Source organism: Citrobacter sp. (assembly GCF_050252275.1).
GTDB classification, from domain to species: Bacteria; Pseudomonadota; Gammaproteobacteria; order Enterobacterales; family Enterobacteriaceae; genus Citrobacter_A; species Citrobacter_A amalonaticus.
Genome location: NZ_JBFWLF010000093.1, coordinates 1 through 14,373 on the forward strand (window position 1 = coordinate 1; position 14,373 = coordinate 14,373).

Annotated in this window: 19 protein-coding genes and 1 pseudogene; 8 read left to right on the forward strand and 12 right to left on the reverse strand. The window is 51.8% G+C overall.

All coding sequences use genetic code 11. The features are described 5' to 3' along the window. Together AB7E14_RS10030 and AB7E14_RS10035 are read right to left on the reverse strand one after the other, a co-directional pair. Window positions 1–700 (reverse strand): MerR family transcriptional regulator (locus tag AB7E14_RS10030; RefSeq protein WP_428169499.1); only part of this gene is annotated, 700 nt, incomplete at its 3' end. Window positions 701–921: 221 nt separating this feature from the next. Then, on the reverse strand, window positions 922–2,142 hold the full coding sequence (locus AB7E14_RS10035) for a diguanylate phosphodiesterase (protein ID WP_043000941.1): 1,221 nt from the start codon (window positions 2,140–2,142) through the stop codon (window positions 922–924). Window positions 2,143–2,467: 325 nt separating this feature from the next. On the opposite strand from AB7E14_RS10035, the gene ycgZ reads away from it, so the two are divergent. The 3 genes from ycgZ (at window position 2,468) to AB7E14_RS10050 (ending at window position 3,391) form a co-directional block, all read left to right on the forward strand. Then, window positions 2,468–2,707: a regulatory protein YcgZ gene (ycgZ, locus tag AB7E14_RS10040; protein WP_043000940.1), complete on the forward strand. Its 240-nt coding sequence runs from the start codon at window positions 2,468–2,470 to the stop codon at window positions 2,705–2,707. Between the two features lie 70 nt (window positions 2,708–2,777). Further along, window positions 2,778–3,083 (forward strand): hypothetical protein, encoded by a 306-nt coding sequence (locus tag AB7E14_RS10045; RefSeq protein WP_051642342.1) that lies wholly within the window; start codon window positions 2,778–2,780, stop codon window positions 3,081–3,083. 41 nt (window positions 3,084–3,124) lie between these two features. Beyond that, window positions 3,125–3,391 (forward strand): biofilm development regulator YmgB/AriR family protein, encoded by a 267-nt coding sequence (locus tag AB7E14_RS10050; RefSeq protein WP_043001947.1) that lies wholly within the window; start codon window positions 3,125–3,127, stop codon window positions 3,389–3,391. 458 nt (window positions 3,392–3,849) lie between these two features. Here AB7E14_RS10050 and AB7E14_RS10055 read toward each other — a convergent pair. After that, window positions 3,850–4,056: pseudogene (locus tag AB7E14_RS10055) on the reverse strand (integrase); the annotation flags it as partial. 113 nt (window positions 4,057–4,169) lie between these two features. Then, a complete protein-coding gene (gene fdhF / locus AB7E14_RS10060; protein ID WP_058587944.1) occupies window positions 4,170–6,317 on the reverse strand; it encodes a formate dehydrogenase subunit alpha in 2,148 nt (715 codons plus the stop codon). 462 nt (window positions 6,318–6,779) lie between these two features. Between fdhF and AB7E14_RS10065 the strand changes: the two genes are divergently transcribed. Then, on the forward strand, window positions 6,780–7,028 hold the full coding sequence (locus tag AB7E14_RS10065) for a GlsB/YeaQ/YmgE family stress response membrane protein (RefSeq protein ID WP_043000937.1): 249 nt from the start codon (window positions 6,780–6,782) through the stop codon (window positions 7,026–7,028). Between the two features lie 62 nt (window positions 7,029–7,090). Here AB7E14_RS10065 and yoaJ read toward each other — a convergent pair whose 3' ends face one another. Beyond that, window positions 7,091–7,165, reverse strand: coding sequence for a protein YoaJ (yoaJ, locus tag AB7E14_RS10070; RefSeq protein WP_086513017.1), 75 nt, complete (start codon window positions 7,163–7,165; stop codon window positions 7,091–7,093). A gap of 3 nt (window positions 7,166–7,168) precedes the next feature. Continuing rightward, a complete protein-coding gene (locus AB7E14_RS10075) occupies window positions 7,169–7,267 on the reverse strand; it encodes a YoaK family small membrane protein (protein WP_042287604.1) in 99 nt (32 codons plus the stop codon). A gap of 187 nt (window positions 7,268–7,454) precedes the next feature. On the opposite strand from AB7E14_RS10075, the gene AB7E14_RS10080 reads away from it, so the two are divergent. Further along, window positions 7,455–7,766, forward strand: coding sequence for a hypothetical protein (locus AB7E14_RS10080; protein WP_044328184.1), 312 nt, complete (start codon window positions 7,455–7,457; stop codon window positions 7,764–7,766). On the opposite strand, the gene AB7E14_RS10085 is transcribed toward AB7E14_RS10080, so the two are convergent. Together AB7E14_RS10085 and AB7E14_RS10090 are read right to left on the reverse strand one after the other, a co-directional pair. Further along, window positions 7,752–8,099, reverse strand: coding sequence for a DUF488 domain-containing protein (locus AB7E14_RS10085; RefSeq protein ID WP_316962233.1), 348 nt, complete (start codon window positions 8,097–8,099; stop codon window positions 7,752–7,754). The two genes, AB7E14_RS10080 and AB7E14_RS10085, sit on opposite strands and share 15 nt — an antisense overlap. Beyond that, complete coding sequence (locus AB7E14_RS10090; protein WP_058587947.1) at window positions 8,083–8,592, reverse strand: DUF523 domain-containing protein; 510 nt, start codon at window positions 8,590–8,592, stop codon at window positions 8,083–8,085. Before AB7E14_RS10090 ends, AB7E14_RS10085 begins: the two co-directional genes overlap by 17 nt. Before the next feature lie 154 nt (window positions 8,593–8,746). Here AB7E14_RS10090 and AB7E14_RS10095 point away from each other — a divergent pair, with 154 nt between their 5' ends. Next, the gene (locus AB7E14_RS10095; RefSeq protein ID WP_044328183.1) at window positions 8,747–9,454 is read left to right on the forward strand and encodes a CTP synthase C-terminal region-related (seleno)protein; all 708 of its coding nucleotides are present in this window, start codon (window positions 8,747–8,749) and stop codon (window positions 9,452–9,454) included. Window positions 9,455–9,489: 35 nt separating this feature from the next. On the opposite strand, the gene AB7E14_RS10100 is transcribed toward AB7E14_RS10095, so the two are convergent. Next, the gene (locus tag AB7E14_RS10100) at window positions 9,490–10,671 is read right to left on the reverse strand and encodes a CynX/NimT family MFS transporter (RefSeq protein ID WP_316962234.1); all 1,182 of its coding nucleotides are present in this window, start codon (window positions 10,669–10,671) and stop codon (window positions 9,490–9,492) included. A gap of 99 nt (window positions 10,672–10,770) precedes the next feature. Between AB7E14_RS10100 and AB7E14_RS10105 the strand changes: the two genes are divergently transcribed. Then, the gene (locus AB7E14_RS10105) at window positions 10,771–11,565 is read left to right on the forward strand and encodes an AraC family transcriptional regulator (RefSeq protein WP_099434077.1); all 795 of its coding nucleotides are present in this window, start codon (window positions 10,771–10,773) and stop codon (window positions 11,563–11,565) included. Here the strand turns inward: AB7E14_RS10105 and AB7E14_RS10110 are convergent. Beyond that, complete coding sequence (locus AB7E14_RS10110) at window positions 11,546–11,992, reverse strand: DUF441 domain-containing protein (RefSeq protein WP_043000929.1); 447 nt, start codon at window positions 11,990–11,992, stop codon at window positions 11,546–11,548. The two genes, AB7E14_RS10105 and AB7E14_RS10110, sit on opposite strands and share 20 nt — an antisense overlap. A 204-nt stretch (window positions 11,993–12,196) precedes the next feature. Here AB7E14_RS10110 and yoaI point away from each other — a divergent pair, with 204 nt between their 5' ends. After that, the gene (yoaI, locus tag AB7E14_RS10115) at window positions 12,197–12,301 is read left to right on the forward strand and encodes a small membrane protein YoaI (RefSeq protein ID WP_086512617.1); all 105 of its coding nucleotides are present in this window, start codon (window positions 12,197–12,199) and stop codon (window positions 12,299–12,301) included. A 4-nt stretch (window positions 12,302–12,305) separates the two neighbouring features. Here yoaI and AB7E14_RS10120 read toward each other — a convergent pair whose 3' ends face one another. Both AB7E14_RS10120 and dgcJ read right to left on the reverse strand, forming a co-directional pair. After that, window positions 12,306–12,809 carry a YbaK/prolyl-tRNA synthetase associated domain-containing protein gene (locus AB7E14_RS10120; RefSeq protein ID WP_044328181.1) on the reverse strand — a complete coding sequence of 168 codons (504 nt, stop codon included), beginning with the start codon at window positions 12,807–12,809 and terminating at the stop codon, window positions 12,306–12,308. A gap of 40 nt (window positions 12,810–12,849) precedes the next feature. Then, window positions 12,850–14,340: a diguanylate cyclase DgcJ gene (dgcJ, locus tag AB7E14_RS10125; protein ID WP_316962235.1), complete on the reverse strand. Its 1,491-nt coding sequence runs from the start codon at window positions 14,338–14,340 to the stop codon at window positions 12,850–12,852. Window positions 14,341–14,373: the final 33 nt, after the last annotated feature.

Consider the following 14,373-nt stretch of genomic DNA (forward strand, 5'->3'; position numbering starts at 1 on the left):
GCTCGTGCCAATGCTGAAGCAATTCCTGCTGGCGGCGGGTCGGTTCGATGCCGGTCCAGACAAACAACTGTTGTCCAGGAAAGAGTTCCGGACGTGGAGAATCCAGCGGTTCAGCCAGTACGGCGATGTGCCAGCCTTGCTGAGATAAACGCCAGGCTTCCAGCCACAGACGTGCGCGGTCTTCGGTATCCCAGCCAATCAACAACGCATCTTTGCCTGCTTTTTTGCGGGCTTCGGACATACAGGCGGTCACAAATTCAATCAGCACGCCATCAAGCAAGCTGCACATGATGCGGGCCGTTTTATGGTCGAGGCTAAGGCGGTGGCGTACGGGAACGAAAATGTGATCGATAAGATCGTCTGAAGTATGCTCACGGGCAAGAGCACCGATTTTGGCCCGTAACCTGTCCGGATGAGCAAAACGCAGCACGCCCATCATTTCTTCCTGCAAAGTGGTCCAGTCATTATGGGTTGCCACAATGCTTTGTTCCAGCAACACTTTGACCTTGCTTACCGGCACACCGCTTTTAATCCATCGCTTGATCTCTTCAATGCGCTGGATATCGTCTTCATCAAACTGACGATGGCCGCCTTCGCTACGCCGGGGCTTTAACAATCCATAGCGCCGTTGCCAGGCGCGCAGGGTAACGGGGTTGATACCGCATCGTTCAGCGACATCGCCTATGCTGTAAAATCCCATAGTGTCCCTCATACGTGGACCGAATCGTTCCTTACAAACTAACGAATCAGCCGTGTTTGTACAATTTATTATTTATTGTACAACAGCCTCGTACTAAGCCTAGCTAAAAATAATGAACGTCAGGTAAACAAGACTGATGAGACAGGAAACGTGTACAGCATCCCCTGATGGTGTAGCGAGGTTCACCTGCCGCCATGAATACAGCAGGCGAAATAAGAGGATTACAGCGGTGTTTTTTTCTCAGGCCATGCAACCGGTGGAATTCCACAGAAGCAAGGTGCGGCAAAAAGATGCCCCTGGAACTGAGAAATACCCGCCGATTCCAGCCACATCCACTCTTCGGGCTTTTCAACCCCGACGGCTGATATCGCAATTTCCAGAGACGCACAGCACTTAATCATGGCCTGGATGATGGCCTGTCGTGGGCCGCTTTTATGAACATCGCAAATGAGGTCGCGATTAATTTTGATGCGATCGGGTTGGAACTGCGCCAGCAGCCGCAGACCGCCAAAACCGGCACCAAAGTGATCGAGGGCGATACTGATCCCAGAGGATTTCAGGGTTCTCACCGTCTCCGTAAAGGCTTCAAACTCGGAGATAACCTCGCGTTCAGTGAACTCAACGATGATCTGTTCCGGAACAAGACCACTGTCAGCAATGGCATTGAGCAAATAGCTGGCTGCGTCCGGCACCTTCACCAACGTCATGGGCAACAGATTCACGGACAAAACCTGATCGCGCAGACCCAGTGAGGTCGCCAGTGTAAAAGCGACTTTCTTACTTTCCAGGTCGGCCAGATAAATATCGTCGCCCTTAATATTGTCAAAATAGCGCTGTGGCGAATCACCCGAACGGGTTCGCAGCAGCGCTTCCAGAGAGACAATTTCCTGAGCAAAAGGATCGATGATGGGCTGAAAAGCAAAGCTGCAATTGGCCTCCTCACTGACTGACGTCAGGGGAATCGTGCGAGCGGATTCGGTCGCAATAAAATCCCACGTGTCAGAGGGAGGGATCTCAAAATAGTTCTCTTTTTCAGTGGCTTCCACGAAGGTGCGGAAGAACTGCAGCGCACGGTCGTTGTAGGTAAGTTGGTATCGGGATGTGCCCTTATCGAGAATGGTCTGTAATACCTCCTCCCGATCATGTTCCCGTAAATCAAATAGCTCCATTCCCACTTTCCCAAAGCGGCGGGAGGGACCGTGATCGCACAGCAGTTCGACAACATTATAGTGGCGCTTGTCTTCACAAATCGCCTGATAAATAGCCCTTACGTTTTCATCAGGGCCTTCAAGCAGCTGAAAAAAATGTGTGCCGTTAAACAGCAAAATGCCTGTCACGTCAGCACGCCCATTTGTAAGGTTAGCGGCGGCGACCATACTTTCGAGCGCCTTCACCGGGACGTCATCACAGAGATGACTGCGGTAGATAATGGTAGTGAGCATGATTTTCCGGCATTGAGGAATGATGTTTAACCCTAACAGAACGGAGGAGATATAACACATTAAATTAACGAAAGTTTTACTTAAGAGTGGCGGGTGGGGTTGGAAGTGGAGGATAACGATGGCATCACCAAAAAATGAGCCTCAAAGAAGTGTAAAGTTAAACATCAGAAAAATACCTATGTATAAGTTATAAATAATTTAAAATAAATCATTAGCACATTTTTGTCAAAAATGAAATCATGCATTTGTACAGGTTTTGTGTACAATTTTTCTAACTTTGAATAACGCAGCATTAACCTTTTACTGATTCGCACAGGAGAGACTCATGCAGCAAAATGGTTACATTTCAGATACAGCTAACGCCATTGCGCAGTATTTCAGTAAGGCCAATTTGCCGACTCAGCAGGAAACATTGGGGCAGATTGTGGTGGAAATTCTAATGGACGGGCGCAATCTGAATCGCAAGACACTGTGTACAAAATTACTTGGTCGTCTGGAAAAAGCGACCTGTGTAGAAGAGGAGGGTCATTATAACGCGCTGATTGGTTTGCTTTTTGAGCGCTGAGCCCTTGTATTAAAATCGTGAATCAACATGATGCTGTGTTCCTGTCCTTGGCAACACGGCAGAAGAGAGAATGATGATGAACAGAAGTGACATTGAACAACTCACAGACGAACTTATCGGCCAGGCAGTGTTGACGCTGCTGAAACGTAAAGCGGCGGTGAATTCAATGGCCCTGGTCACTCAACTCCGCGTTATGCAGGAAACTGAAATGGACGCCCGTCGTCGAGAGGTATTTCCGCTAATTATTTCTTACATTGAAGCGGTGATAGCTGATAAAGCAACGTCAACACCGACATCCAGACATAGCGGTCAAATGGACACCGTCCGCTCACTTTCAGGGACAACCCTGAAGCCAGGAAAAGGAAAAATTCACTAAACGCTTAACTTTTAATGATGGTGGAAATGATGAACACAGCAATCACACAACAACCTGATATTTATAGTGCTTTGCCTGATCACGTCCTTTCAGATTATTTTCGTCATGCCGGCGACGCCCTTGCTGAAGAAGCAATGGTTTTGGGCGCAGCTATACGCCATATTCTTATAAAGGGTGAGCATATTAATAACAAAAATATCATTTTATCTCTGATACAAACGCTGGAAGTCACGGATGACATCGTACATGCAGATGTGATAAGAAAAACCCTGGAAATAGTTGTCGGACATACTATAGACGATATTTGATGTATTTAACGGGGGGGAGTCAATTTTCTGCTCTATTTAAATGCTCAGCGTTGGGTCAGTCGATTATTGCCGACCTCTGGTTGTCCAATAATTATCTCAGGTGGGGAATGGAAAGCATTTTAGAACACATCTCCTTTGGGAATACTGCAATACGATACGTGTTTTTAACCGAGAACCAATACATTGACGTCCTGAAATATAACTGCGATCGAGGTGGCAGCAAAATTATTCTCATGACGGAAGTGACGTTTGGAACAAACGTGCAGAATGTTCAGGTGGTGCGAAGATTAAAACTCGAGGCGATTCAGTCGCTAATGTGTAATTATCCCAGAAAGCTACATCGGCTACATTTGAATCCCTTTGGAGTCTGGATAAGTCTATGTCTGTTTTTCGCTGTGAGTTCAATGGGTCGATGCAACGCTATCCTTAATCAAGGTGGCGTTGGGATGCTTAAATTTTCACAACGCTACTTTGCTCCATCCTTTGCCGCAGTCATCGTGATAACGTTCGGTTTGTTGATGCGTTTTATGGCCAGGTAGTTTTTGTATATCTAAGCCCTGTTCTTTGTGCAGCCGTTCAGATAATAATCTCTGTTCATGGAAAATTGCCGGCGTTCCTTCTCCCCATTCAATGCCTGCAAGGTCTCTTGCTTTGCTAAAATTGATGCGTCACATGCAGTAGTTCGAAGCCGCAGATGCGATCATCAAAAACATGTAATCCAGATTCTGGGCTGTATGTGAACGGGAGCCATCAGGCTCCCGTTATTACGTCCGTTCCGCTATCCTATCGCCTCGCAAAGGCGCGTCTTCATGTCACTATAGGCCTGCGCGGCATAGCGTTCAGCCCACGACTGATCGTCGATCTTCTCGACATTAACCGCACAATACTTGGTTTCCGGCGTCTTTGAGATAGGGTCGAGATTATCCTGCGTGAGTTCATTACACGCGCCAATCCACCATTGATAGGTCATGTATACCGCTCCCTGATTGATGCGCCCGGAGACATCCGCCCGACTGATCACTTTTCCCCGACGTGAACTGACCCACACCAGGTCGCGATGGCGAATTCCTGCCTTTTGCGCATCCTGCGTGCTGATCTGCACATAGCCTGGCTCATCGGCAAGCGCCTGCAGGGCGGCACAGTTGCCGGTCATGGAACGACAGGAGTAGTGACCGACTTCGCGCACCGTACACAGAACCAGCGGATAGGCCTCGTCAGGCACTTCCGCGGGTGCGCGCCAGGGTGCAGCAAACAGCTTGCCTTTACCGTCTGGCGTGTCGAAGCGGCTGTTTTCATACAGATAGGGTGTGCCGGGATGGTCGAGGTCGGGGCAGGGCCACTGGATATGCCCCATGTCGCCCATCTTTTCCCAGGTGACGCCGTAGAACAGCGGACACAGTTCACGCATCTCATCCCAGATCTGTTGATTGTTTTGATAGTGCATGGGATAGCCCATTTCACTGGCGAGCAGGCTGATAATTTCCCAGTCTCGCTTCACGTCGCCAGTGGGGTCAACGGCCTTTTCGAAACGCTGGAAGCCGCGATCGGCGCAGGTGAATACGCCGCCGTGCTCGCCCCAGGAGGTGGCGGGTAAAATGACGTCCGCCATCTCGGCGGTTTTGGTCATAAAGATATCCTGCACCACGACAAAATCCAGCGCCGCGAAACCGTCACGCACCAGCCCCAGATCGGCTTCCGTTTGCAGCGGATCTTCCCCCATGATGTAGTAGGCTTTTATTTTCCCTTCCAGCGCCAGATGCGGGACTTCGGTAATGCGTGTGCCTACCTTGTCATCCATCCGGCTGGCGTCAATGCCCCAGGCTCTGGCGAACTTCTCTCTGACGGCCGCATCGGTGACATCCTGATATCCCGGAAAAAGATTTGGTAATACGCCCATGTCGCAGGCACCCTGGACGTTGTTCTGCCCGCGAACCGGGCCGACGCCGACGTGTGGACGACCCAGGTTACCGGTCAGCAGGGCAAGGCTCGATAATCCACGCACCACGTCCACGGCCTGACCGAACTGCGTCACGCCCATTCCCCACATCACTGTCGCGGAAGGGGCGGCGGCAAAGGTCCGCATCGCCTGACGAACCTGCGACGCCGGAACGCCGGTTAAATGCTCGACCGCTTCCGGCGCATAGTCTTTAACCGTTTGCCAGTAACCATCCAGCCCCTGCGTGTGCTTATTCACGTACTCCTTGTCGTAAAGCAGTTCGTCAATGAGGACGTAACCAAACGCATTCACCAGCGCCATGTTGCAACCGTTATTCAGTTGCAGATGCTGGTCAGCAATGCGAGCAGTTTCAATACGGCGGGGATCGCAGACGATGATCTTCGCGCCATTCTGCCGCGCTTTGATCACCCGGCGCGCCACAATTGGGTGAGAGTCTGCGCAGTTATAACCGAAGATCAGCAGACATTTTGAGTTTTCGATGTCGCTGATGGAATTACTCATTGCACCATTGCCCAGCGTTTCCTGGAGGCCAGCGACCGAAGGCCCGTGACACACGCGGGCGCAGCAGTCCACGTTGTTGGTGTTGAGAACCGCACGCGCGAATTTCTGCATCACATAGTTGGTTTCATTGCCGGTACCGCGAGAGGAACCGGTTGTCATAATGGCGCGGGGGCCCGCGCTGTCGCGAATTTCCAGTAAACGTCGGGCGGTATAGCGAATCGCTTCATCCCAGGTGACCGGGGTAAATTTGTCGCCTTTCTGGTAGCGGATCAATGGGCGGGTGAGGCGGGGAGTCAAAAGGCGGGTATCGTTAAGGAAATCCCAACCATAGTACCCTTTCAGACAAAGTTGGTTCTGGTTGGTTATGCCCTCCGCCGCTTCGGCGCGGAGGATTTTATTATTCTCAACAACAAGCTTGAGCTTGCACCCGGCCCCACAATAGGGGCAAACACTGGTGATTTTTTTCATCAATAACAGACCTGTTAAAAGCTGAAATAGCGCGAATTGTGGCGAAGCCTGAGCGCAAAGGCTGAAGCTTCGGGTTGTCGTCATGACGCAGGGGATAAGCACAATACGTGCCAGAGTGGCAAAGCCTGGGCTGACGCGGAACGAGGCACAAGCTGCAGGAAAAATGACAGAGGATTCGACATAAATGACGAACGGACGTCAAAAAAAAGCCCGCACAGAGGCGGGCAAGACATACTGGAAGCAATGTGAGCAATGTCGTACTGAATACCCGAGTTATTTACTCAACTATTCAGTGATGAGAAAGATAATCTTTATCATCTAAACTTGCAACCCCAACTTTTGTGGGAGAAATCAGAAAGCTAAATTAAGTGATGTTCATCACAAACTTCAATTTCCTGACATTGTGCTATCCTTTTTAACGGCGAATAAACCGCTACTGTAAAATCGATAAGTGAGGAAAAAATGGGCATTATTTCATGGATTATTTTTGGTTTGATTGCAGGTATTCTGGCGAAGTGGATTATGCCTGGTAAGGATGGTGGTGGATTCTTTATGACGATCATTCTGGGGATCGTCGGTGCCGTAGTGGGCGGCTGGATCAGTACGCTGCTTGGTTTTGGGAAAGTCGATGGCTTTAATTTCGGCAGCTTTGTGGTGGCGGTTATTGGTGCTATCGTCGTCCTGCTTATTTACAGAAAAATCAAAAGCTAAGGCGCAATAATTGACTGACAAAAGGCGACCTGAGGGTGGCCTTTGTCATTTCAGGCCTGGCGTTACCACCAACCCAGTTCGGTACCCAGCACCACGACTATCGCGACGACAATCATAATCAGCGTCGTTTTTTTCATGATTTACGCCCCCGGTGCGGCATAGCCACCGATAAAAAACCAGGCCAAAAAAACCACGGCCGTAATAAAAATGACGACGGGAAACAGTATGCCCAGTCTCATGCGATCACCTGTCTGAATTATGCAAGAGCTGCAAGGATAACAGGGGTTAATGGGTGACAAAAGGGGTTTTGTCCTCACGCTTTTCGCTTATTCTGCGAGTCGCCAGGACGTGACAAGTACGCTTTCGGCAGGCTATTATTTCTCAGAATTATCTTAAACACAGTCGCAAGCGCGCAACGAGAGAAGTATGTTCCAGCTAAAGCCGGGCACCCTGGCGCTGATTATTGGTGCGAAAACATCGGCCGGACGCGGCAATATCGGCAAGACGGTGGAATTATTCCATCTCTGCCAGCCGGGTGAGGTATTTATTAATCCCGTTAATGGATTTACCACCATGCTGCCGAAAGAGACGCCGCGTGCGCTCTGGCTGGTGACGGGGGAGGTGGTGTCGGCAAACGGGCAGCAGGGTTTTGCTTGGGTCAGAGCGGAACACTTGATGCCTCTGTTGCCGGATATTCAGCCTGAATCGACGGTTACCCGCGAATCACAACTCGCGTAGCCAGTCTGCCAGCACAAGGGCGTGATTTTGTTCTCTGTTTTTGGCGGCATACAGCAGCGTCAGTGTCTGCTGGCGGGCAATCTGCGCCAGCCGCTCGCCTTCCTTCTTCTGCGTGACAAGTTCCGCGCGGTACTGCTCAGTAAAATGCTGAAAATCGATCGTTTCTGCGTGAAAAGCTTTGCGCAGCTCTGTCGAGGGAGCGAGCGCTTTGACCCACTCATTGAGCACGAGATCCGCTTTTTTGATCCCGCGTGGCCACAGTCGGTCAACCAGCACCCGGTAGCCGTCGCTGTCTTCTGCCGGGTCGTAGACGCGTTTACACTGAATATTCATGCTTGTCATTCTCCTCAATCCAGGCGCAAAACTCATCGAGCTGTTGGTCGGAAAAAACCGTGATTCCGTGCTGGCGTAGCAGCGCGGTGGCCACTCCCATACCGGGATGACGTTGTCCGCTGAAGCTGCCGTCGTAGATAAACTGACTGCCGCATGTCGGGCTGCCGTCGGTGAGTAGCGCAACGTCACAGCCGGTCTCCTGTGCCGTGCGCAGCGCCAGCCAGGCGGCAAGCTGATAGTGCCCGGTGACATCTTGACCGTTCTTTTCCACAATGGATGCGCGCTCGTGCATCACATCGTTGCCATCGGCCCGAGCAATTTCCGCCGGTGGGCGTGGTGTCGGCAAGCCTGCGGCCAGTTCAGGGCAATGGATGACCAGACGCTGTTCTGCCTGCAAACGCGCCAGTATCGCAGCGGGATGCGCTTTCTCGCTGCCGTTATAACGCACCTTCAGCCCCATCAGGCAAGCGCTCACTAAAACCTTACTTTTCATCGCATTTGCCTCGTCCGGCAGAAAAACTACTCCCGATCACTATATCACTTCGCATGCGTTCATCCCTAAATTAAGGGATTGTGATGGCAGTAAAAGATCGGTAGGCTGAGGTTCCTTATGTTGTCCCCAATTGTTCTGACGTAAGGAATTCTCCATGGAAATATCCCCTGTAAAAGATACGCTGCGGATTGCGCTGGTGGGTGATTACAACGCTGGCATCACGGCGCATCAGGCGATTCCTCTGGCCATCGACGACGCTGCTGCGGTTCTGGAACTGCTGGCGGATTACGACTGGCTGTCCAGCACTGAAATCACCAGTGCAGAAGATCTGGTGGGCTATGACGCCATCTGGGTGGTGCCTGGCAGCCCCTATAAAAATACCGAAGGCGCGTTGACGGCCATCCGTTATGCCCGCGAAAACAGCATTCCTTTCCTGGGAACCTGTGGCGGTTTTCAACACGCCATCCTTGAATATGCGCGTAATGTGCTGGGCTGGTCAGATGCTGCCCATGCGGAAACTGACACAGCGGGCCGGATGGTTATTGCGCCACTTGCCTGTTCGCTGGTGGAAAAAACCGACGAAGTTGAACTGCGGCCCAATACGCTGATTGCTAAAGCCTATGGTCAGCCGGTGATTTCGGAGGGCTATCAGTGTAACTACGGCATTGCTGAGGCGTTTGCGGCTGAACTGGATAGCGGTGATCTGCGAGTGACCGGCTGGGATGATAACGGGGATATTCGGGCGGTGGAATTGGTGACGCATCCGTTCTTTGTTGCCACGCTTTTCCAGCCCGAACGTGGCGCTCTTGCGGGGAAACCGGTTCCCCTGGCGCAAGCGATGCTGCGCGCTGCGCGAGGCTAATCAGTAGGGCAGACATCACGTCTGCCCTGAGCTTATCAGGCGGTAATCTCTTTATTTCGTCCCGCATAGAAACCGAATATCGCCATCGCTATCGCCAGCGCCGCAACGGTTAGCAGCGGGATCTGCCAGTCTCCCTGGGCGTCATGGATCCTGCCCATCAGCGGCGGCCCGCAAGCGGCTAACAGATAACCGACGGATTGCGCCATGCCGGAAAGCGCTGCTGCCTGATGCGCAGAACTGGCGCGCAGGCCGATAAAGGTCAGCCCCAGAATCATCGTTGCACCGGAGCCGAATCCAAACAGCAGCGTCCATAGCACCGCCTGATCCGGCATAAACCAGAAGCCAGCGGCACCCACAGCGCACATCAACGACACCAGTGCGGCGATGCAGCGCTGATCGTGTAAACGGTGCAGCACCAGCGGAATGAGTAAACCGGGAGAGGCGGTTGCTAACTGGAGCAAACCATGCAGCGAACCGGCCTGCGCCTCGCTGTAGCCGTGGCTAATTAAGATTGCTGGCAGCCAGCCGATAATCACGTAATAGATAAGCGAGTTAATTCCAAGAAATAACGTCACCTGCCAGGCCAGCGGTGAACGCCAGATGCCGCGTGCGTGCAGGGTGCGCGAGGTGGTTACGTTCGCGTGGGCGGTATGACGCCACTGCGGCAGCCAGATCAGCAACGCCAGTAGCGGAAACACCATCAACAGCAGCAATGCCCCGCGCCAGCCAAACCCGCTCAGCGCCAGTGGAACCACCAGCGCGGAGCCCAACGCGGCGGCAGCCCCCATCGTCAGGGAATAAGCACCGGTCAGTCTGGCGACGTGCTGCGAGAAATCGCGTTTGATAAGCCCTGGCAGTAGCACGTTGCCGAGGGCGATACCGCAGCCGATGATGGCAGTGCCAAGAAACAGTAAAGAGGCGTCCGGCAGTGAGCGCACGGCAACCCCGCCGCAAATCAGCAGCATTGCCGCGAAGAGACTGCGTTCCATGCCAATACGGCGGGCAATGCCGGCGGCAAGCGGAGAAACCAGCGCAAACGCCAGCAGCGGCAGGGTGGTTAATAATCCCGTCTGGGCGGTCGTAAGACCATAGTCCGTGCGAATCGCTTCCAGTAAAGGGGCGGCGCCAGTAAATGTCACGCGTAGCGTGGTGGCAATCATTAGGATACCGACAATCAGCAGGACACCGTGGTTGCCGCGTGGTGGTGAAGAAGTCATTGTTCTCTCATATCAACAGGTGAGGCCGTACCTTACCGCGTTTATCTGTGTTGTGAATCAAGCTAAAATGACAGTTTATCGCTAAATTCGGACAAAATGATGTACAGCCTGCGACTCGACGGATATGACCCCGATCTGCACCACGATGCTGCCGTGGCGTTTCGTATCCGCGCTCGCCCTGATGAGCTGTTTAGCGCGCAGCACCAGCATCGTAAAGGGCAACTGATTATGGCACTGCATGGGGCTATCACCTGTGATGTTGAATGCGCTATGTGGATGGTGCCGCCGCAGTACGCGGTCTGGATCCCCGGCGGCATTCCCCACAGCAATCACGTAACGGCAGGCGCGGAGCTCTGCTTTCTCTTTATCGAACCGGATGCCGTCACATTACCGGGACGTTGCTGTACGTTAAAAATTTCTCCGCTTTGTCGGGAGCTGATCCTCTCGCTGGCGATGCGTAGTGACGCTCAGCGGGCAGAGCCGCAAACGCAGCGCCTGACGCAGGTCTTATTTGATGAACTTCCGCAACAACCGCAGGAGCAGATGCAACTGCCGGTTTCAGCGCACCCGAAGATCCGCCGGATGGTTGACACCATGGCGCGCGAACCGGCGCAATGGCAAACGCTGGGGCAGTGGGCCAGCGTATTTGCGATGAGCGAGCGTAACCTTGCCCGACTGGTGGTGAAAGAGACAGGGCTCAGCTTTCGTCGCTGGCGACATCAGCTACAGCTCATTCTGGCCCTACAGGCCCTGGTCGGCGGGCAGAACGTGCAGCAGGTGGCGCAACTGTTGGGATATGATTCGACCACGGCGTTTATCACCATGTTCAAAAAAGGCCTGGGACAGACGCCAGGCCGTTATCTGGCGGGATTGACTACTGCCTTCCCACAATAAGCGAGACCAGACCGGCCGCGATAAGCGGACCAACAGGTACACCGCGAAACAGGGCCACGCCAAGCACGGTACCGACCAGCAAACCGGCGACCAGCTGTGGCTGGCTGCCCATCAGCGTCACGCCGCGGCCGCCGAGCCAGGAGACCACCACGCCAACCACAATCGCCACCAGCGATTTCCAGTTAAGGAAAGAGTGGATCAAGGTGGAAGGTGGCAGTGTCCCGCTGGCGATAGGCGCCATGACGCCGATTGTCAGGATAATAATCCCGATGGTCAGCCCCTGTTTTTCAATCCACGGGAAAAAGGTATTGAGCGGGGTAACGCGGACAATAATCAGCACCAGAATTGAAACGGCGACAGTGGTGTTATGGCTGACAAAGCCCAGAGCTGCCAGTCCGAGCAGGATCAGCAGAGTGACATCAAACATCGTGGTTTCCTTGCCAAAAAAAGTTAAGCCTGTTTACTTTACGCCCAAACGCCACGCAGAACAGACTTTTTTAGAATCTGCTGGCTATTTCGGGCAAATGCCTGACGGCGAAAAACAGGCAATTTTTTATTTTGTCATCAAATTGCCATTATTGCGGACTATCAATAGCAGATGAACCGGTCTCGCTCATTTTTAGGTGTAGCCATGAACGATCAGATGTTTATTGAAACGCTCATTATTAGTTCATCCTTTTTCGCCATCGCCGCCGTTATCGTGATTTCTGTTTTAATTCTCGAACGTGGTAGCTGAACGCTTACGATGCGCGGTGAAATGCCACCAACTCTGGCCGGGCAATACGCAGATAATCGTCAGTATTGAGAATAATCGATTTCGTGAGCACACCGGCGTTAAAGGCGATTTCACGATAACGTTCGAACAGCAGCGGATCGGCGACCAGCATTAACTGTGGATGAAAACTGAAAGGCGGGATCGCGCCAAATACGCAACCGGTGAGTTCGTCCACTTCTGCCGGGCTGGCAAGGGACGCACGCAGACCGCCAAGATACGTCGCCAGTTGACCAAGATCGGCCTGTTGGTCGGCAGGTAAAATAGCCAGTACATGCTGATTTACCCCATTCCCTTTCACTTTACAGACCAGCGCCTTTGCTCCCTGACCCAGTGCGGTGCCCCGAATTTCTGATACGGCCTCGCATTTCCCAACAGCCTCATGGCTGACGACGCGATAACGGGCGCCCTCCAGAGACAATAAATCGAGTAAACGCTGATGGGTTTCGCTGCCTTTCTCCATTTCGCTCATTTTTTACTCCTGTTTGCGCGAAAAAACACGGTAAAGATTATCATGAACGCTGACGATTTTGATGCTTGTTGAGGTAGAGTTGCTCGTCAGAAGCGGTGTAGGCATCATGCAGCGAATCGTTCGGCTGCATGCTGTAGCTGCCTGATGAAAAACGAATATCCTTCTCAGGTGCCACGGTCCGCAGGTGGTTGGCTATCCGTTCCGGCAGACGAGCCGCCATATCTGGCTCTGCGTCCACCAGAATGATGCAAAATTCATCGCCGCCCAGACGGATGGCGTAATCGCTTTTGCGCACCGACGCCTCAATCGCTTTTGCCAGCAAGGTGATCGCCCGATCGCCCTCGTGGTGTCCCTGCGTATCGTTAATCATCTTCAGCTTATCGAGATCGATAGCGATAAAGGTTACTGGCGTTCCGGTGCTGACAAATCGCTGTAATCGCTGCTCAAGCGTCGGGGTTAAAATTTTACGGTTATACAGGCCTGTCATCGCATCGCTGATATTTTCACGGGTAACATTATGGTAAAGGCGAAAATGCAGCCGGACCATATTGAGGAGCAGGGCAGTTGCCAGAAGGTAAAACAGAAACAGCTTCCAGGACGAGACAATGAAATACAAGATATCGAGTGACAGCTCGACGTGCAGACCACCAGGAAGATCGCTGATGTAATTGACGTACGGGAAAAGATTATTCTCGCTTTGATGAATAATAATCGTCTTATCCGAGTCGGTATCGGTGACGCTGGCATTGAGATAACGCCAGACCAGTGGGCGGTCGTGAGTAAAAACAATATTTTGCAAGTTGTGCTTATTAATATCCACCATCACGATGCCTTTTAACTTACCGTGCAGATAGACCGGTGTTAAAAAACTCATCACGTTAAGTTCGGTACGATCATCCTGATAGATACTCGACAGCACAGTACGTCCAGAAAACAATTCATCAATATCGGCCTGATGAATACCTAATGAGCCTTTCTGTAAAAAAGCCCAGTGATGCATGGCAAACTGACGCGTATTGATCGGATCATAGAAATAAATATATTGATTTTGTAAATCCAGATAATAATGAAATTTCTCTTCTGACGTGGCGAGACCTTTTCCATAATCAATCTGTTCCCGGTTAACCTTCACGGCCTGATCAAAAGCAGGAAGCAACAGCACATCGTCCGCGATACGCGCACAGTCATCAATGGAGGTTTGTAACGTACCATGGAGCGCGGGATAATTATGCTGCGTCAGATTCAAACCATACACCGAGTTAACACTTTCAAACGACTGGCAAAGGGTATGGCGGGTATCTGCCGGGAGCGTTTTCTCGGGTGTTGCCAGTGTGCGCATCAGATGGGCGGCAATGCTCTGATTCTGGTATTTATCATACAGAAATGAGGAGTCTGCTTTTTCGATGATATAGCGCATATAGCCATTCATTGACTTATAGCTGGCAATAAGTTCATAGATCAAAAAGGAAGATGTCAAAACGACAACGCTTGCGGAAATAAAGAGCCTGAGCGCTTTATGGGGCAATTTCATGATAAACAACAACTCTCCAGGTCAGATAATCTA